The organism is Streptomyces sp. NPDC002513 (assembly GCF_053595355.1).
Window position 1 is genome coordinate 115,904 of sequence record NZ_JBSFXK010000011.1, and the last position, 18,383, is coordinate 134,286.

Below are 18,383 nucleotides of genomic sequence, written 5' to 3' on the forward strand. Positions count from 1 at the left end.
CCGCGTGCCGCCCCAGGCCGCCTTGGTACGGGGCGCTGTTACGGCACCGCGCCGTAACGTCGCCGCGCGTTACGGCGCCGGTTTGGCCGCCGCGATGCGCTCCACGGTGCCGGCCTTGAGCCGCCGGGTCTCCACGACCCGCAGTCCCGCCGCTTCGACCAGGGGAAGCTGGCGGCGGGTGAAGTGTTCCCCGGCGGCGCGGATCGTGATCCGCTCCAGGAGCCACTGGACGGCATACAGGGGCGGCCAGTTGCTGCCGATGTGGTCGAGCAGCAGGAGTGTGCCGCCGGGCTTGAGTGCCCGGGCCATCTCGCCGACGGCCTGGGCCGGATCGGGGATGCTGCACAGCGCCAGCGCGCACACCACCGTGTCAAACGTGTCGTCCTCGAAGGGGAGCGCCTCGGCATTGCCTTCACGGAGTTCGACGTCGATTCCGAGCTCGGCCGCGCGCCGAGAGGCGATCTCCAGCATCGCCGGGCTCAGCTCGATTCCCGTGAGCCGTACGTCGGCGGGATAGAAGGGGAGGTTGCGACCGGTGCCGATCGCCACCTCCAGGACGCGGCCGGTGGCGCGGGAGCCGATCCACTCCCGTCCGCCGCCGAACTGGATGCGTTCGAAGAAGGCGATCTGCTGGTCGTAGTGGGCTGCGGCTTTGTTCCACACCCTGCGCTGTCTGGCGATGGGGGTCTCGCGCACCGTGGCGCGCCTGCGGGGGACACCGGTCATCGAGTCGCTCGCTCCTGTGCTGCAGGGCTGAGGAGGGGGCCGCTGGTGGCCGGGCACCCCAGCACTCATCTACTCCCGTTTGCCGGTCGCGAAGTCTACAACCGGTCTGCGCCGTCCGCTGCTCGTGGGCTCGATCGCTGTGGTGGGGGAGCGGGCGCAGGACCGGGCCTCGATCGGTGGTGTGTCACGTCGCTCCGGACAGGGGTGGTTGGGCCCGGTCAGGCTGCGCGGGTGCCGGAGATTCCCGGCACCCGCGCAGCCCGGTGAACGGGTCAGCGGACCTGCCGGGCCGCGTCCTCGATCACGCGGGCCACCACTTCGGGATGGCTGATCATGACGACGTGGGAGGCACCCTCGACCTCCACGACGTGGGACTTGGCGCGCTGGTACTCGAACCGTTCGAGAGCCGGGGGAATGGACTTGTCGGCGGTGGCGACGATGCCCCAGGAGGGGATGGTGTGCCAGGCGGCCGCGGTGGTGACGTCGGTGAAGGACGAGGCGCTGAAGGGCCGCTGCTCGGCGGCCATCAGCCGGGTCTCCTTCTCCGGCAGGTCGGCGGCGAACACGTCACGCAGCCGGTCGGGCCGGATGTAGAGGTCGGTTCCGGTGGTGCCGTCGGGGTTGGTGAACGGCACCTGGTTCAGCGCGGCCTGGATTTCGCTGCCGGGGTAGCGCTGGATGAGGTCGCCCAGCTTCTCGCCGGTGTCGGGAACGAACGCGGCGACGTAGACCAGGGCCTTGACGTTCGGGTTTCCGGCCGCCGCGTTGGTGATCACGGCGCCGCCGTAGGAGTGGCCGACGAGGACGACCGGACCCTTGATCGACTTCAGGACGCTGGAGATGTAGGGGGCGTCGGTGGGCAGGCCGCGCAGCGGATTGGCCGGGGCTACGACCGGGAAGCCGTCCTTCTGCAGCCCTGCGACCACGCCGTTCCAGTTGGAGGCGTCGGCGAAGCCGCCGTGGACGAGTACGACCGTGGGCTTGGCCGCCGAAGTGCTGTCGCTGTGGTTCTCGGTGGCCGACGCCGCTTGGGTCAAGGTGGCGACGGCGGCCGCGCCGGCCAGGGCTGCCGCCGCGGCGGCACCGACGACGTAGGTGCGGCGTCTGCGTGAGGACTTCATGATCGTGCTCCTGTACGGGATGGGTGGGCGTTGGCCCGGGCAGGGCGCGCAGCGGTGCCGGGCCGCGGCGAGGTGGCGTCGAAGGGTGCGAAGAGTTCAGGGATGACTGCGGGGCGAGGCCGGAGAGCGGTCGGGGCAGTCGGCACTCGCCGACCGGTTGCGACGGGTCGGCCGGCGGGCGCTGTCGAGGGCGGTGCGGCGGGCGATCAGCCGAGGGCGGCCTGCTTGATCAGGTCGGCGACGGCGGTGGGCTGCGAGACGTAGACGGAGTGGCTGCCGGGTACTTCGACCGTCCGGGCCCCGATCCGCTCGGCCATCGCGCGCTGGGCCGGCGGCGGGATCATGCGGTCGTCGCCGGCCACCAAATACCAGGCCGGCTTGGTACGCCAGGCCGGCTGGGACACCGCGCCGCCCAGGGCGTCCACGCTCCAGGGAACCTGCGAGTCGGCCATGAACTCGGCCTGGGCGCGGGGCAGGTCACCGGCGAAGGAGTCGGCGAACTTGTCGCGGTCCAGGAACAGAAAGCCCTGATGCGGCGGCAGGATCGGCGGAACCGGGGCTCCCGGCGGCGGATCGGCGATCAGCGTGCTCACCGACTCGCCCTTGTCGGGGGCGAACGCCGCGATGTACGCCAGCGACGCCACCTTCTCGTGATTGCCCGCCTCGGTGATCACGGCCCCGCCGTAGGAGTGGCCGACCAGGGTCACCGGCCCCGGTAGCCCGTCGATCACCTGCCGGGTGGTGGCCACGTCGCCTTCCAGCGACAACGTGGCGTTTTGCACGACGGCCACGGTGTAGCCGTCGGCCTTGAGGGCGTCGTAGACACCCTGCCAACCGGAGCCGTCCACGAAGCCTCCGTGAACGAGCACGACATTCCCGCGCGGTGCGTTGTCGTTCATCATTCCTCCAGTCCTCTCCGGGCCTGAATCCGAGGCCCTCGCCGAGAACACTAGGAATGCGGCCGATTTCGCCGCTTCAGTAATGTGACGTAGTTCCGGCCGCCGGGGGGTGTCACCGCTCGTGCAGCTGCTCCAGCGCGTCCCGCAGGGCGGCTCGGGAGGTCACACCCAGTTTGGGGAAGAGCTGGTAGAGGTGGGTGGAGACGGTGCGCGGGGACAGGAAGAGCTTCTCGGCTATCTGTTTGTTGGACAAGCCGGCGGCGGCCAGGCTCGCGATGTGCCGCTGCTGCGGTGTCAGTGCGGCGGCCTCGGGCCGGGACGCGGCACGCGCGGGGGCACCGCAGGCACGCAGTTCCTGGTTCGCCCGGTCGGCCCAGGGGACCGCGCCGAGCCGCTGGAAGATCTCCGCCGCGGTACCCAGGTGGTGGCGTGCCTGCGCAGGTGCTTTGCCGCGCCGAAGCCGCTCACCGCAGTACAGGTGGATACGGGCCAGGTCGAAGGGCCATCGCTCGGCGCCCTCGACGGCCAGGGCGTCATGGAATCCCGGATGCCGTTCGCCGTCGGCCGCCAGTGCGGCGGAGGCGTGCAGCAGCATCCTCAGGCGTGGGGACACCGCGTCCAGACCGGCGTTGCGGGCTGCGGCGACATGGTCGAGTGCCTGTTCGCGTCGGCCGGTTCGTACGGCAGCGTCCACCAGGTCCATGACCGTCCACAGCGCGTGCGGGGCGAACCTCGGCAGTGTTCCGGCCGGCGCGATGAACGTCGCATGCCGGTACGCCTCTTCGAAGTCTCCCCGCCCCAGGGCGGACAGGGCCTTGGCGTGGGCTGCGAAGGCGCGTACGGCGTCGGCGCGCCGGGGACCGGACCATTGGTCCATCTGGTCGGTCAGGCCCCGGACCGCCGCGTCGTCGCCGCCTGCCGCCGCCGTGCAGGCCAGCAGGAACTTCCCCGGCCAGGCGAGCATCGGGTAGTGGTACTGATCGCACAGGTCCAGTCCTTCGCGGACCGCCTGCCGCAGGTCCGGCCACTGCCCGGTCAGCCAGGCGTGCTTGCCCAGGAGGAACAGGGCGTCGATGGCCGGGGTGACGGTCTCGCCCCGGCGCCCGCCGGCCACGACGCGACGCAGCCCTTCCGCGCATCCGCCCAGACGGTCCACATACGCCCCGGCGATGGCCACCCGGACGATGCGCAGCGGGTCGGACTCGTGCGCCAGCCCCGCGATGGCCGTGTCCAGCAGTGCCAGATCGGATGGGCTCGTGCGGGCCGGATCGGCTAACGTGCTCCGCGAGGTCGCCAGCAGGCCCGGTGCCATGGGGTACCTGGCCAGGGCAGCGTCGAACCGGGACCACAAGTCGGGTCGGCCACCGTAGAAGCACACCAGCATCAGGGTGTGCAGCGCCTCGAACAAGGTGGTGTCGGCAGGGTCGTACGGCTCGGGATGCAGGGCGATGGCCCCGCACAACAGGCTGTATGCGGTATCGATGTCTCCACAGCCGCTGAGCAGATACGCCGACCCGGCCACCGCCGCGGCCATCGATCCCGCCCCGGGTGCCGCGCGGCGCGCATCGTCCAGCAGACGCGGCACATCACGCAGGTCACCGGTGATGTTCGCGCCGGTGTACGCCGCTTTCGCAAGCCGCCGTGCCCGTTCGGGACCCTCAGGGGTCAGATCGGCGGCACGCAGGAGCGCCGCCACCGCGGCGGGTCCGTCGCCGCGGCGGCCGATCACGGCGGCCACCTGCTCCACCAGCGCGGCGACCTGTTCGTCGGGTCCATGCGCGGCTTGGGCCAGATGCCATGCCCGGCGCTCCGGAACGTCCTCCCATGCCAGGGCCAGCGCGCGGTGGGCGCTGCGCCGCTGATCGCTGGTCGACAGATCCACCACTGCCGAGCGCGTCAGCGAATGCCGGAACCTCAAACCGGACGGTTCGTCCACGCGGATCAACTGGGCGCGCTCGGCGGGGCCCAGGTGCTTGAGGCTGCACCGCCCGGCAACGGCCCGCCGCAACACCCGCAGGTCCCCGGTGCCGTCCAGCGCGGCCAGCAGCAGTACGTACCGCGTGGCCGCGGGCAGGCTCGTGATCCGGGACGCGAAGGCCGATTGCAGCCGGTGGCTGAGCGGAAGACGCTCGGGCAGGGCCTCGGAGGCTGCGCGCTGCGAGCCGCTGAGCGCGACCGGAAGCTCCAGCAGCGCCAGCGGGTTGCCTTGCGCTTCGGCCATCAGGCGCCGTCGCACCCGCAGCGCCAGTGCCGGGAAGCGGTCGACCAGCAGATCGTCGGCCGCGGGATCGCTGAGAGGACCCACGTCGTGGACGGGAAGACCGCTGTAGTCGAAGAAGCTTTCCGCTCCCGGTCTTGCCGCGCACAGCATCCCGGCGCCGCTGCCGTCCAGTCGGCGCGCCACCTGGCCGAGGACCACGGCGCTGGCCGAGTCCAGCCATTGCACGTCGTCCACGACCAGCAGTGTCGGCCTGTGGACCGCAAGTCGTCTGACCAACGACAGCACGGCCTCGGCAACCGATTCGTGTTCGGGTGCCGGGCCGTCCTTCCGACCCAGGACCACGGTCAGGGCATCTCCGAGGACGACAGACGGCTGCTTTTCAGCCGCCGCGTCGAGCAACTGCCCAAGACCGCTGTAGCTCAGCCGCGCTTTGTACTCCACACCGGCGGTCGGCAGGACGTACATGCCGGAGTCCTCGGCCCGGGAGGCGGTGGCGGCCAGCAGCGCGGTCTTCCCCACGCCGGGCTCCCCCAGCAGCAGGAGCGGACCGCCGGCCCGCGCAATGCCCGCCAGGAAGCGGCCGATCCGGTCCAGATCTGCCTCGCGCCCGATCAGCGGCCCGTCGCCTTCGAACAGCCACGGGGTGACCTGGCCTCCAGAACGGGTGCGTTCACCGCTGTCATGAGGAGTCATGACGCGTACCTCCTGCCCGAAATACCTCTGATGTTCAATTGCGGGCGTTCCTGGTAGGTGAGTTGCCGGCAGTTGGCGACGGGCATCGTCGTGATCTGCTTCTCGCCGATCCCGATCCCGATCCCGGTCCCGATCCGGTGCAGCGCCGACGGCATCTACTCGTGCAGGGGCGAGCAATGCCGGTGCGGCGCGGCGCGGACGAAGGCGTGGTCATGCGTCAGATCGGAACCGTTCCCAAGCGAATACGGTGGCGCTTCTCGGAGCCCTTGTCGTCCGGGCGATTCTCGCAGCCGAACCAGGGACGGCCCGGCAGATACGGGAACCGCGAACGACGGCGGGCTAGCGATGCCCCGCGGTCACGAATGCGGTGATTTCGCCGGCGAACCGCTCGGGCTCCTCCACATGGCCGAAGTGTCCGCTGTGCTCCAGGACCAGCAGTTGCGAGGCAGGGATCAGCTTGTGCAGTTCCTCGGCCCACCGCACCCCGCACACGACGTCATGGCGTCCGACCACGACAAGCGCGGGCACGGTCAGCGCGCCAAGCGACGCGCGGTCGTCGATGAGGTCGGGTTCGCCGTGCTCGTCCTGTCCCGAGATGTAGGTCGCCCGCAGGGACTCCTGCAGCGGGGCCCACCGCCGCGCATCAGCCCAGTAGTCCGCGACATAGGCCGGCACGATTGCTCTGGCCACCGCCACCATGGCCTCGTCGCTGGAGATGGCCGGGATCGCGGCGAACGCCTCCAGGATCGCCGGCAGTTCCGGGCGGTCGGCGTGCCGTGCGGCGAAATCCCCCACGGACCGCATTGCCTCCTCCGCGTGCTCGGGCCCGGTGACAGGCGCGCTTTCGTACAGCACGACCCCTGCGAGTTGGTCGGGGCGGCGCAGCGCGTGGTACTGGGCGACGAAGGCGCCGTGGGAATGGCCGAGCAGGTGTACCCGGCGCACCGGGAGGTGGTCGATCAGTGCGGCCAGATGCCGGCTGTAGCGGGCCCTGGTGTAGCCGTGGGGATGGCTGGCAAGCCGGTCCGAGCCGCCTGTTCCGGCCGGCTCCACGTACACCATGGTCAGGAACTTCTCCAGCTCCGGTGCGCGCAGGTACTCCCACGCGATGCCGGGTCCGCCGGGGTGTGCCACACACACCGGTCCGGTGCCGTGGACGTGATAGCGCAAGACGGTGCCGTCCACCCCGAGGGTGTGGACGCCTTCGGCCAGCGGGCTGGTGACAGGTGAGACCACGAATGCTCCCGATCTTGAAGGTTGGTCGATGACGCCGACAAGATGCGCAGGCGGAGCGAAAGTTCGATCCCTCCTGTGTGATGTAGGTCACATCGCACGGAGTGGGGGTTGGGGCAGGTGGCCGGAAGCTTTGGCACGGAGGAGTTCTTCAGCCGAAGCGGAGGGAAGAGACCGGGCTGCGCTCCCCGGCCACCACTGAGGACTGACATTTCCGGTACCGGCTCGGCCGGGCGTGTCGCGGGCCCTGTCCCCCGGCGGTCAACTGGTCTTGTGGCCCCACTGCGGCCCGACCAGGGTCCACTCCCTGTCCCACTGCTCGATGCGCCGCCGGTCGAGCCACCGCCGCCCTACGCGCCCGGCGCCGTACACCACGCCGCTCACGCCGAGAGCGGCCGAGGCTCCGAGCAGCCCGGCCTCGACGGCCGCTCGCGTGGGGGCCAGCGGCGGGGTGCTCGCCTCCCCCTGACCGTCGATCCAGATCCTGACCGTGGAGCCGGCCTTCTTTCCGGTGGACACCAGCGTCGTGCCGCGGTGTGCGGAGCCGTCCGAGGCCGTCCAGCGGACCTCCGCTGATGCCAGGTCTGTGCCCACTCCCGAGGGCACCGTGCGCGGGACATCAGTGAGGAGAACGGCGAGGACGGGGGTCCGTTCGGCCCGCTGCTGGGCGAAATCCTGGTGGGCGGCGTGGGCAGTCACCACGGCGGCGAGCGTGCCGCCTATCGCCATGAGGGCCCCCACGGCCAGCAGGAGCCATGCTTCAAGAACGTCGTCGCGTCGCCGGATCGGGTTGCTCCGCCACCGCCACAACGGCAGCCTCGTGCGCTTGCGCCTCCCGTTCGCGGGCTTGCCCTTGCGCATTTCTCCGCACCTCCTCGTCGTCACAGACAGGAAGGTGGCATCCCGAGCGAGGCCGCGACATGGGCCGACCAGGCAGAAGGGGAGGGCCGATCGGGGGACAAGTGGGGGAGGACGGAGGGCCGTTCGGCCCAGACCGCGCACGGTCCCGCTGATACGTCGTGGATCTGCGCCCAGGCAATGGCCCGCCGTGCCCTGACGGGGCCTCGCACAGAGTGTCTCGTCAGCTCCCTGCGGCGAAGAGGCCCTCGCCGTACGGCTCCGTCCGCCGCCACCTTTGCTCGGGCCGCTCTCCGGTGAGGGCGGGACCGGTGGTCGCTCACCCGTGGAGGCCGACGCCGGCGTGACCGGACCCAACGGGTCCGGGGCGGCCGGCCACGAGCGGCTCCGCAGGCCATGATCAGGTGTCGTCGGACTCCTCGTCGTCGGCGAGCCGGACCCCGCAGATCAGATCCGGGCGGATGCGCACCGCGTGGTCCATGGTCTGGTTCACCCAGGGCTTGAGCAGTGCCTGGTAGCGGGCCAGTTCCGCCGAATCGGTCACCAGGCGGGCGTAGCCGGTGACCACCACGCTCCAGCCGAGATGCGTGTCCGGGTCGATGGCGTCGGCCTCGTACGCCACGACGACACCCCGACCGCCGTCCTGCGCGGCGCGCGCGGTCAGGGCGGCGCCCTCGTGGGTGCGGATGACGATGTCGCCGTTGTCCAGGACGTGGTTCACCGGGCGGACGGTCGGCAGCGCGTGGCGGGTGAAGACGATCCTCCCGAAGGGCACGCTGCCCAGCAGCCGCAGGGCTTCGTCTCTGTTCAGCTCGATGCTCCGGCGTGGCGCGGCAGGGAGGGGCTGAGCGGTGTCGAGGGTCATGGGGGCTTCCGTTGGTTTCGGGCCTCACCGCTGTGCGACTTCGGCAGGCGCGGCGGGGTTGTTGCGCGGCCTGTCGCCGTGGTGGCGGCCGATGTGCCGGTACGGCGCGGGCGTCGTCCCTTCGAGGCGTGGGCGGCTGCCTGTCCGTGGCGCCCGGGGGAGCCACGGACAGACTCGATCAGGTCATTGGAACGGCACCGGTGCTCCGCGCACCAGGGCCGTTCGGCCCTGATGCGCGTCCGGCCGACCCCGCGTACCCCGTGAGTGGGCCGTGCGCATGATCTCCTGCACGGTGTCGAGGGCGGCGCGCTCGCTCCGGGCCGCGGGACACTGTGGGCGGCGATCAGGGCCGACCGGCCCTGGCCCTTCGGCCCGGATCCGGGAAAGGATCCCGGAATGGAGGACCGATTCCGTCGCCGGCGGACATCGGTGCGGAACGTGGAACCAGGGAGCAGTTTGATGGCGGACAGCGAGCAGCCCGGCACCGGCAACCCGATCCGGGTCTTTCTGCTGGACGACCACGAGGTGGTACGGCGCGGCGTACGCGACCTGCTGAACGACGAGCCGGGCATCGAGGTGATCGGTGAGGCCGGCACGGTGGAACAGGCACTGGTGCGCATCCCCGCGTTGCGCCCGCAGGTGGCGGTGCTCGATGTCCGGCTGCCCGACGGCGACGGTGTGACCGTGTGCCGGGAGATCCGCTCGCGCATGCCCGAGCTGGCCTGCCTCATGCTGACCTCCTTCGACGACGAGGAAGCACTGCTCGACTCGATCATGGCCGGCGCCTCCGGGTACGTCCTGAAGCAGATCCAGGGCTCGGATCTGGTGTCCGCCGTGCGCACCGTGGCCGGCGGCCAGTCCCTGCTCGATGCCAGTGCCACCACCAAGCTGATGGCCCGGCTTCGCGGGGGCGGGCAGGAGGAACAGCAGCCCGACGGACTGCACGGCCTGACCGACCGGGAGCGGGAGATCCTGGCTCTGATCGGCGAGGGTCTGACCAACCGACAGATCGGTCAGCGGCTCTACCTAGCCGAGAAGACGGTGAAGAACCACATCTCCCGTCTGCTGGCCAAGCTCGGCGTGGAGCGCCGCGTCCAGGCCGCCGTCATCGCCACCCAGGTCCAGGGCCGGCAGCGGCAGGAAGGGCACTGAAGCCCTGCGGCCGACGGGGACGCGAACGAACCGCCGGCCACTGCGACGCCGTGCGGCGACGTATGCGGCATCCACATGTCGAGGTCGCGTACGGCGACGCCTTACACGAGCGACGGCGACGCCCGCTGCAGGCCTGCGTCACCGTCCGGTGCGAGTCTTGAGCGCAGGACCGCCGCCCGCGTACGTCAGTTCAGCGGAGCGGGCGGCGGGGTGCCGTAGAACGTGATCGAGGGCCGGCCTTCTCCTTCGTCGCCTCGGCACGCTCAGGCGACGCCGCCCGCGCCGTACGGGGCGTAGAGGTCCAGCAGCCGGGTCCTGGCGCAGCGCAGACGGTGAGCGAGTACCTCACCGGCCCACTGGGCGACGGCCTGGCCGAGCGCCGGGTCGTCCTGGCACATGGAGCGGACGGCCTCGGCATCGAACTCGTACGCCCGGACGGGAGTCGCCGCCTCGGCGCCCAGATGCCACACGTACGGCGCGAAGAGCCAGGACCAGCCGACGAGTTCGTTGTGGCCGAGCGTCTCGATGACGGCGGCGCGCCGGCCGGGCACGTGCATGTCGAGCTCGATCGTGCCCGTACGGATGATCCAGAAGCGGCTCGCGCGGGCTCCCTCGTCGAAGAGGCGAGTCCCCTGCGGGAAGGACACCTCCCTGGCGACGCGCATGAGCCGTTGCCGATGCTCGGTGGGAAGGGCGCGGAGCATGCTGGGGGTGTTCATGGCCTGCCTTCCGACGGGATGTACGAACTGCCACCACCAGCGTGGTGCGGCGGCCGGGTCGGCACGAGGGGCCGTCCGGCCCGGAGTTGGGCCCACCCGGCCCTGAGCACATCACCCTGTGCGCGGGGCTCGCCGACCACGGCCGGCCCGCCGCCCTCGTGCCGGTGAGGACGGCGGCCGTGGTGCGGGGATCGTGCCCCCGAGTCCCGCGCGTTCGTCCTCGCGTCTCCTGGGGCGTGCGGGTGAACCGCCCCCTCGAATGGGCGGCAAGGAGGCGGCGCCATAGGCCGGTTGACGGTGCCTCTGGAAGGACTCGCTTCAGCTTCTGCTCCCCATGGTTGAGCCGGACGCTGTGCGGCGGAGAGGCCGGCACGACTACGGGGCTGGGGTCCAACAGCCGGCTCTCAGGGAGACGTTGGCCCAGGACCGGGCGAGTTGGGCTGGTTGGGCCTTCGGCACCGGGACCAACGGGGCCACGCGCGGGCCGTGTGGCCGCTGACCGTGCCGGGTGGAGACCCAGAAAGATCGGTCGCGGATCGACTCGCCCGTAGCGACCTGCACCAGGAGTCCCACCCATGGCCAGAACCACAAGAGGCGGAAAGGACACGGCGCCCACAGCGGCGCTCGGCCTACCCGCCGCGTCCGCGCTCGTGATCGGCAGCATCATCGGCACCGGAGTCTTCGCGCTGCCCTCCGCCCTCGCCCCGTACGGGCCCATCTCCGTCATCGCCTTCATCGTCGTGACCCTTGGCGCGCTGGCGCTGGCCCTGACCTTCGGGGCGCTGTCGAAGCGCGTGCCCGCGAGCGGCGGCCCGTATGTCTACGCTCGCGAGGCCTTCGGTGAGTTCGCCGGATTCCTCAACGCCTGGTCGTACTGGATCACCGCGTGGGCCGGGAACGCGGCGATCGTCGTGGCGTGGGTCGGCTACGTCGAGGTCTTCGTGAACACCGGTCACCAGAAGTGGGTTTCGGTGCTGCTCGCGCTGGTCGGGCTGTGGATACCCGCCGCGATCAACCTCACCGGCGTCCGGACCATGGGCGCGTTCCAAGTGATCACGACCGTGCTGAAGTTCGTCCCGCTGATCTTCATGGCCACGGTCGGACTGCTGTTCATCGACGCCCACAACTTCGGCCCGTTCAACGCGAGCGGTCAGTCGGCGCTGGGTGCGGTCTCCGCCGCGGGCGCCATCGCCCTGTTCAGCTACCTGGGCCTGGAGGCCGCCTCGGTGGTCGCCGGCCGGGTGCGGGAGCCGGTCCGGAACGTGCCGCGCGCCACCGTCTACGGCACGCTCGTCTGCGCCGTCATCTACATCCTGGGCACCCTCGCCGTCTTCGGCACCGTCGCACACGGCAAGCTCAGCGCCTCGTCCGCGCCGTTCACCGACGCCGCGAACAACATCTTCGGCGGCACCTGGGCCGGTGACCTCGTCGCCGCCGCCGCGATCATCTCCGGCATCGGCGCCCTCAACGGCTGGACCATGCTGTGCGCCGAGATGCCGTACGCGGCGGCGCGCGACGGCCTCTTCCCGCGCGCCTTCGCCCGGCTGCGTGGCGAGAACGACGTGCCGGTCTTCGGCATCGTCGCCTCCACCGTCCTCGCCTCGCTGATCACCGTCTTCAGCTACACGCGTTTCCAGGACGTCTTCACGAAGATCGTGCTGCTGAGTGTTCTCACCGCCGTCATCCCCTACCTGTTCTCCGCCGCCGCCCAGCTGTACTGGCTGCTGGTCCGCGGCCGGGAAAGTCTCCGTCCCCGCCTGCTTGCCCGTGACGTCACCGTCGCCGCGCTCGCCCTGGCCTTCTCGTACTGGTCGATCCAGGGCAGCGGCTACCAGACCGTCTACTACGGCCTGTTCGTGCTGCTGCTCGGCGTGCCGGTCTACATCTGGCTGAAGCGAGGCCAGGCGGTCTACGGCGACACGACGGCGCCGGCGGACGCGGCGAGCCCGGCCCAGCAGGAGCGGGCACCCGAGACGCCCCCGCTGACCCAGCGGCCTTCCCGCGAGATCCGTACGAACCGCGCCGGGGGACCCCGGAAGCGGAACGACCTCCGCCCCCACGACTGACCACCCCGAGCACGGAGGAACTCCTGCGATGAACACCTTTCACGTCGACTCCGAGGTCGGCCCGCTGCGCCAGGTCATCCTGCACCGCCCCGGCCTCGAACTCTCCCGCCTCACCCCGCGCAACGTCGACGCCCTGCTCTTCGACGACATCCTGTGGGCCAAGCGCGCCCGCGAGGAGCACGACGCCTTCGCGCAGGTTCTGCGCGACCACGGCGCCCGCGTCCACTACTTCGCCGACCTGCTGGCTCAGACCCTCGACGTCCCCGCGGCCCGCGACTGGCTCCTGGGCCAGGTCGTCACCCCGGCCACCGTGGGACCGGCCCTGATCGACCCGGTGCGCTCGCTGTGCGCCGACCTCGACGGGGAGACGCTCGCCGGCTACCTGATCGGCGGCCTGCTGAAGAGCGACCTGCCGCTGGCCACCCCGCACAGCCTCGTCTGGAACGCGCAGAACGGCGACGACTTCGCCCTCGCGCCCCTGCCCAACCACCTCTTCCCCCGCGACAACTCCTGCTGGGTGTACGACCAGGTGTCCGTCAACCCCATGGCCAAGGCCGCCCGGCGGCGCGAGAGCCTGCACGCCCAGGCCATCTACCGCTTCCACCCCCTGTTCGCCGGCATCGCACCCGCACCCCTGCTCGACGGGCCCGTCGGCACCCTCGAAGGCGGCGACGTCCACGTTCTCGGCAACGGAACCGTCATGGTCGGCATGGGGGAGCGGACCACCGCCCAGGCCGTGGAGAACCTGGCCGCACGTCTCTTCGCGGCGGGTACGGCGAACCGGCTGATCGCCGTCCAACTGCCTGCGGCCCGCGCGTATATGCACCTGGACACCGTGCTCACCATGGTCGACCGCGACACGTTCGTCATCTACCCCGGCCTCGCTGATTCCCTGCGCTCGTGGACCCTCACGCCCAGCGACGCACACCCGGCCGGCTTCGCCGTCGCCCCGGACTCGGACCTGGCGACCGCCCTCGCCGAAGCCCTCGACCTGGACAAGGTCCGGATGCTGTCCGCTCCCCAGGACATCCGCAACGCCGAGCGCGAGCAGTGGGACGACGGCAACAACTTCCTCGCCCTCGCGCCGGGTGTCGTCGTCGGCTACGAGCGCAACGTCACCACCAACACCTACCTGCGGAAGCAGGGCATCGAGATCGTCACCATCGCCGGGGCCGAACTCGGCCGCGGCCGGGGCGGCCCCCGCTGCATGAGCTGCCCCATCGAACGTGACCCGGCCGTCTGACCCGACAAGGGGAAAACCATGAACGTCTCCCTCCGAGGCCGCTCCTACCTGCGCGAACTCGACTTCACCGCGGCCGAGATCCATCACCTCCTCGACCTCGCCACCGACCTCAAGGCAGCCCGGCGCGCCGGCACCGAACACCCCCGGCTCACCGGCAAGCACCTCGCCCTGGTCTTCGAGAAGACCTCCACCCGCACCCGCTGCGCCTTCGAGGTCGCCGCCGCCGACCAGGGGGCCACCACGACCTACCTCGGCCCCGGCGACACCCACGTCGGCCACAAGGAGTCCGTCGCCGACACCGCCCGCGTCCTCGGCCGGATGTTCGACGGCATCGAGTACCGGGGCTCCGTCCAGTCGATCGTCACCGAACTCGCCGCCGAGGCCGGAGTCCCCGTCTACAACGGGCTGACCGACACCGCACACCCCACCCAGAGCCTGTGCGACATGCTCACCATGCGCGAGCACAGCCCCAAGCCCCTGACCGGCATCTCCTACTGCTACCTCGGCGACGCCCGCAACAACATGGGCAACTCCCTGCTCTCGATGGGCGCACTGCTCGGCATGGACGTGCGCCTCGCCGCGCCCGAGGCCCTGTGGCCGGAACCCGAGCTGGTCACGGCCTGCCGCGCGCTCGGCCGGACCAGCGGGGCCCGGATCACCCTCACCGAGGACGTCGAGACCGCCGTCCGCGGGGCCGACTTCCTGCACACGGACGTCTGGGTGTCCATGGGCGAACCGGCCCACACCTGGCGGGAGCGGATCGAGCTGCTGCTCCCGTACCAGGTCAACGACAAGACCCTCGCCCTCACCGGCAACCCGGACGTGAAGTTCATGCACTGTCTGCCGGCTCTCCACGACCTCCGCACCCAGCTCGGCCAGGAGCTGTTCGAGACCTATGGCCTGAACGGCCTCGAAGTCACCGACGAGGTCTTCTCCTCACCCGCCTCGATCGTCTTCGACCAGGCGGAGAACCGGCTGCACACCATCAAGGCCGTGCTCGTCGCCACCCTGGGGGACTAAAACCATGCGTATCGTCGTCGCCCTCGGCGGCAACGCCCTGCTGCACCGCGGTGACCGCCCCGACGCCGCCGTCCAGCAGGCCAACATCGATCGGGTCGCCACCGCCCTGGCCACTCTCGCGCAGGACCACGAGCTCGTCATCACCCACGGCAACGGCCCTCAGATCGGCCTGCTCGCCATGGAGAGCGAGGCCGACCCCGCGCTCAGCGCCCCCTATCCGCTGCACCTGCTCGGCGCCCAGACCCAGGGCATGATCGGCTCCCTGCTCGTCTGCACCCTGCACGACGCCCTGCCCGGACACCGGATCGCCGCCCTCGTCACGCACACCCTCGTCCGGGCCGACGATCCCGCCTTCGCCCGGCCCACGAAGTTCGTCGGCCAGGTCTACGACCGGGAGACGGCCGAGGAGCTGGCCCGCAAGCGCGGCTGGCACATCGCCCGGGACACCACCAGCTGGCGGCGCGTCGTCGCCTCGCCCCGGCCCGAACGCATCCTGGAGACCGGCACCATCCACGAACTGCTCAACAGCGGGGTCCTGGTGATCTGCGCCGGCGGGGGAGGCGTCCCCGTCACCGCCGACCACCACTCCGGCGCGCTGACCGGCGTGGAGGCCGTCGTCGACAAGGACCTCACCGCGGCCCTGCTCGCCGAGGACCTCGAGGCGGACTTCCTCCTCATCCTCACCGACGTCCCCTACGTCTACGAGGGCTACGGCACCCCCGACCAGCATCCTCTGCTCGACGTGACTCCCCGGGAGCTGCAGAACGGCGGCTTCCCGGCCGGCTCCATGGGACCCAAGGCGGAGGCGGCTGCCCGGTTCGTCGAACGCAGCGGAGGACTCGCGGCGATCGGCGCCCTGGATGCGGCCTACGAGATCGTCCACGGCACGGCGGGCACGCTGATCCGGCCGGATCTCCCGGTCGGTTGATGCCGGCTGACGACGGGGGGGAGGGCGGCGCCCGGCCGCCGCCCTCCCGGCCCCGGAGGCAGGGACGTTCAGCCCAACGGCTGGAGACCTTCGGCATCCGGCGTGACCGTACGCACCCGACAAGAGTGAAAGGCGTCAAGAGGACGACGCCTCATACATCCCCGAAGGGATCACCATCATGGCCGTGCACGAGCACCCTCACCGGCGCCCGGGCTTCCCTCTGTCGGCCGCCTTCCACCGGAACCGGACCGCCTCCACCTCCGAGTCCGCTGTGTCGGCGCGTCGCGACACGCACACCGCGCAGGCCTATGCCCTCGCGTCCCTGCGCATCCTGACCGGGTTCGTCTTTCTGTGGGCGTTCCTGGACAAGACCTTCGGCTTCGGCTACGCGACCGCGTCCGGCAAGGGCTGGATCGACGGCGGGTCGCCGGCGAAGGGTTTCCTCGGTTCCGTCGCGGTCGGGCCGATGGAGTCGACGTTCCACGCGTGGGCCGGCGCCCCGTGGGCGGACTGGCTGTTCATGCTGGGCCTGCTCGGCATCGGCGTGGCCGTCATGACCGGTGTGGCGCTGCGGCCGGCGGTGGTGGCGGGCACGGCGATGACGGCGCTGATGTGGATCGCCGAGTGGCCGCCGGCCAAGCACCTGTCGGACGGATCGCCGAGCATGTCGACGAATCCGTTCGCCGACTACCACGTGATCTACGCCGCCGCCCTGATCGTGGTGGCGGCAGCGGGCGCGGGTGCCACCTGGGGCCTGGGCCGGCTGTGGGCGCGGCTGCCCATCGTCCGGGACCACGCCTGGCTGCGCTGACCCGCACGCGGCGGGACGGACCTCGCCCCGGGCCCGTCCCGCCGATCGGGGGCGTGGGGTCCGCCCGCCGCCCCCGCCGCGGCCGGACCAAGGCATGACCAGGGATCTGCCGGAAGCCGCGGCGAGGGGCACCGGTCTCGACCACCGTGCCCTCCTTCGAGATCTCCCCGGGAGACGCGCAGGCGGCCCGGGGTCCTGGGACGATGGGCCCGCCTCGTGAGCCCATCGGCCCTCTTCACCTCGACAATCCCGGCCTACGGTGGAGAGATGATCGCCCCGATGCGACAGGAGGAGAACAGGTGGAGATCGTCGCCTACGGCGTCCTCGCCGACGAGGAGCCGTTGCTGCGGGAGGCCTTCGACGGTGCGCTGGCCGGCCGGCACGAGCTGCGCTGCCTGGGACTGTTCCTGGACCGGGACACCGTGCCGACCGCCGCGGACCATGAGGTCGTCCTCAGCAGCGTCAACGACACCCTGGACGCCGACGTTCTGCGCTCACTGGCCGAGGGTGGCACCCGGATGATCGCCCAGCGGTCCACCGGTTACAACAACATCGACCTGACCGCAGCCAAGAAATTCGGGCTGACCGTGGCCCGGGTCTCGTACTACTCGCCGTACTCGGTCGCCGAGTTCGCCTGGACACTGGCCCTCGCGGTCAATCGTCGTATCGTCCGCGCTGCGCACCGCACCCGGGAGTTCGACTTCCGGCTCGACGGTCTGATGGGCCGCGATCTGCGAGGCCGGACGGCCGGGGTCGTGGGCACAGGAAAGATCGGGGCCGCGTTCACCCGGATCGCCCATGGATTCGGGATGCGCCTGCTGGGCTGGGACATCGCCGAGAATCCCGACTGCCTCGCCCTGGGAATGGAGTACGTCGCGCGCGAGCGGCTGTTCGCCGAGGCGGACCTGGTCAGCCTGCACGTGCCGCTGCTGCCGGACACCCACCACCTCGTCGACGCCCGGACCCTGGCGCTGATGAAGGACGATGCGATCCTGGTCAACTCCAGCCGAGGTGGTCTGGTGGACACCGATGCCTTGCTGGAGACGCTGCGCGCCGGACGGCTGAGCGGTGTCGGTCTCGACGTGTACGAGGAAGAGGCCGGCGTGTTCTTCCTCGACAAGTCGCTGGAAGTGATGACCGACGACCGCCTCGCGAGGCTGATGACCTTCAGCAACGTCCTGGTCACCTCGCACCAGGCGTACTTCACCAGGGACGCCGTCGGTCAGATCGTCGAGACCACCGTGGCCAACATCGGGGACTACATCGCCGGCCGCTCCGGCGACAACACGCTCGTCCGCCCGGAGACGTCCTGAATCCCTTCCGGCGCACGCCCAGCCGCCCCCGGATGTCTGCTCTCCCAGCTTGCCTCCACCGGCTCCACCCGGCCGGTCCACGTCCTGCGCGCCGGTCGCACCCCGGCCGACCACGCCCTGCGCGCCGATACCCGCCGCCTGGTCCGGCAACTTTCCGACGCACGGGCGGAGTTCTGGTACGAACAGGACGCGACCGGCGAACCCGGCTCCCACACAGGCCTGATGGACCTCGGCGGCCTGGACCTGCCCGCCGACGCCGACGTGTACCTGTGCGGCTCGCTCCCGTTCACGCGTGCCGTCCGCAGCCAACTGCTCCGGGCCGGCGTCCCCGCGCGCCGGATCCGCTACGAGGTGTTCGGCCCCGACCTGTGGCTGGCCTACGCCGAGGACTCTCACCCTTGCGTAGGCTCCCGGTGACGCCACGGCTCTCGAAGACATCCGTCTCGCCACGCTGCCGGCCGACCCGCACAACAGGCTCGCGCAGGACACGCCCATCGACGGCGCTCCCGGATCCC

Annotated in this window: 16 protein-coding genes; 8 read left to right on the forward strand and 8 right to left on the reverse strand. The window is 70.9% G+C overall.

Features of this window, described 5'->3' with window-relative positions; translation table 11 throughout:
- Positions 1 to 69: 69 nt before the first annotated feature.
- The 7 genes from ACWD5Q_RS10810 to ACWD5Q_RS10840 form a co-directional block, all read right to left on the reverse strand.
- Positions 70 to 726, reverse strand: a complete 657-nt coding sequence (locus ACWD5Q_RS10810) for a class I SAM-dependent methyltransferase (protein ID WP_451426683.1) — start codon at positions 724 to 726, stop codon at positions 70 to 72.
- A 272-nt stretch (positions 727 to 998) separates the two neighbouring features.
- Positions 999 to 1,847 (reverse strand): alpha/beta fold hydrolase, encoded by an 849-nt coding sequence (locus ACWD5Q_RS10815; protein ID WP_451426684.1) that lies wholly within the window; start codon positions 1,845 to 1,847, stop codon positions 999 to 1,001.
- A 206-nt stretch (positions 1,848 to 2,053) separates the two neighbouring features.
- The gene (locus ACWD5Q_RS10820) at positions 2,054 to 2,749 is read right to left on the reverse strand and encodes an alpha/beta fold hydrolase (RefSeq protein ID WP_451426685.1); all 696 of its coding nucleotides are present in this window, start codon (positions 2,747 to 2,749) and stop codon (positions 2,054 to 2,056) included.
- 109 nt (positions 2,750 to 2,858) lie between these two features.
- Positions 2,859 to 5,660: a helix-turn-helix transcriptional regulator gene (locus tag ACWD5Q_RS10825; protein WP_451426686.1), complete on the reverse strand. Its 2,802-nt coding sequence runs from the start codon at positions 5,658 to 5,660 to the stop codon at positions 2,859 to 2,861.
- Positions 5,661 to 5,999: 339 nt separating this feature from the next.
- Positions 6,000 to 6,896, reverse strand: coding sequence for an alpha/beta fold hydrolase (locus ACWD5Q_RS10830; RefSeq protein ID WP_451426687.1), 897 nt, complete (start codon positions 6,894 to 6,896; stop codon positions 6,000 to 6,002).
- Between the two features lie 258 nt (positions 6,897 to 7,154).
- Positions 7,155 to 7,754 (reverse strand): Rv1733c family protein, encoded by a 600-nt coding sequence (locus ACWD5Q_RS10835; RefSeq protein ID WP_451426688.1) that lies wholly within the window; start codon positions 7,752 to 7,754, stop codon positions 7,155 to 7,157.
- Positions 7,755 to 8,151: 397 nt separating this feature from the next.
- Positions 8,152 to 8,616 (reverse strand): pyridoxamine 5'-phosphate oxidase family protein, encoded by a 465-nt coding sequence (locus ACWD5Q_RS10840; RefSeq protein ID WP_451426689.1) that lies wholly within the window; start codon positions 8,614 to 8,616, stop codon positions 8,152 to 8,154.
- A 459-nt stretch (positions 8,617 to 9,075) separates the two neighbouring features.
- On the opposite strand from ACWD5Q_RS10840, the gene ACWD5Q_RS10845 reads away from it, so the two are divergent.
- Complete coding sequence (locus ACWD5Q_RS10845) at positions 9,076 to 9,768, forward strand: response regulator (protein ID WP_451426690.1); 693 nt, start codon at positions 9,076 to 9,078, stop codon at positions 9,766 to 9,768.
- A gap of 263 nt (positions 9,769 to 10,031) precedes the next feature.
- On the opposite strand, the gene ACWD5Q_RS10850 is transcribed toward ACWD5Q_RS10845, so the two are convergent.
- Positions 10,032 to 10,487: a Crp/Fnr family transcriptional regulator gene (locus tag ACWD5Q_RS10850; RefSeq protein WP_451426691.1), complete on the reverse strand. Its 456-nt coding sequence runs from the start codon at positions 10,485 to 10,487 to the stop codon at positions 10,032 to 10,034.
- A gap of 650 nt (positions 10,488 to 11,137) precedes the next feature.
- Here ACWD5Q_RS10850 and ACWD5Q_RS10855 point away from each other — a divergent pair.
- The 7 genes from ACWD5Q_RS10855 to ACWD5Q_RS10885 all read left to right on the forward strand — a co-directional run bounded on the left by ACWD5Q_RS10855 (position 11,138) and on the right by ACWD5Q_RS10885 (position 18,285).
- Complete coding sequence (locus tag ACWD5Q_RS10855) at positions 11,138 to 12,553, forward strand: APC family permease (protein WP_451426726.1); 1,416 nt, start codon at positions 11,138 to 11,140, stop codon at positions 12,551 to 12,553.
- Positions 12,554 to 12,581: 28 nt separating this feature from the next.
- Entirely contained in the window at positions 12,582 to 13,796 is a 1,215-nt protein-coding gene (locus ACWD5Q_RS10860) for an arginine deiminase (protein ID WP_451426692.1), read from the forward strand.
- Between the two features lie 18 nt (positions 13,797 to 13,814).
- Positions 13,815 to 14,816, forward strand: coding sequence for an ornithine carbamoyltransferase (argF, locus tag ACWD5Q_RS10865; protein WP_451426693.1), 1,002 nt, complete (start codon positions 13,815 to 13,817; stop codon positions 14,814 to 14,816).
- 4 nt (positions 14,817 to 14,820) lie between these two features.
- The gene (locus ACWD5Q_RS10870) at positions 14,821 to 15,744 is read left to right on the forward strand and encodes a carbamate kinase (protein ID WP_451426694.1); all 924 of its coding nucleotides are present in this window, start codon (positions 14,821 to 14,823) and stop codon (positions 15,742 to 15,744) included.
- 178 nt (positions 15,745 to 15,922) lie between these two features.
- Positions 15,923 to 16,555, forward strand: coding sequence for a hypothetical protein (locus tag ACWD5Q_RS10875; RefSeq protein WP_451426695.1), 633 nt, complete (start codon positions 15,923 to 15,925; stop codon positions 16,553 to 16,555).
- A gap of 299 nt (positions 16,556 to 16,854) precedes the next feature.
- Positions 16,855 to 17,868, forward strand: coding sequence for a 2-hydroxyacid dehydrogenase (locus ACWD5Q_RS10880; protein WP_451426696.1), 1,014 nt, complete (start codon positions 16,855 to 16,857; stop codon positions 17,866 to 17,868).
- Positions 17,869 to 17,904: 36 nt separating this feature from the next.
- A complete protein-coding gene (locus ACWD5Q_RS10885; protein ID WP_451426727.1) occupies positions 17,905 to 18,285 on the forward strand; it encodes a hypothetical protein in 381 nt (126 codons plus the stop codon).
- The last annotated feature ends 98 nt before the right edge of the window (positions 18,286 to 18,383 follow it).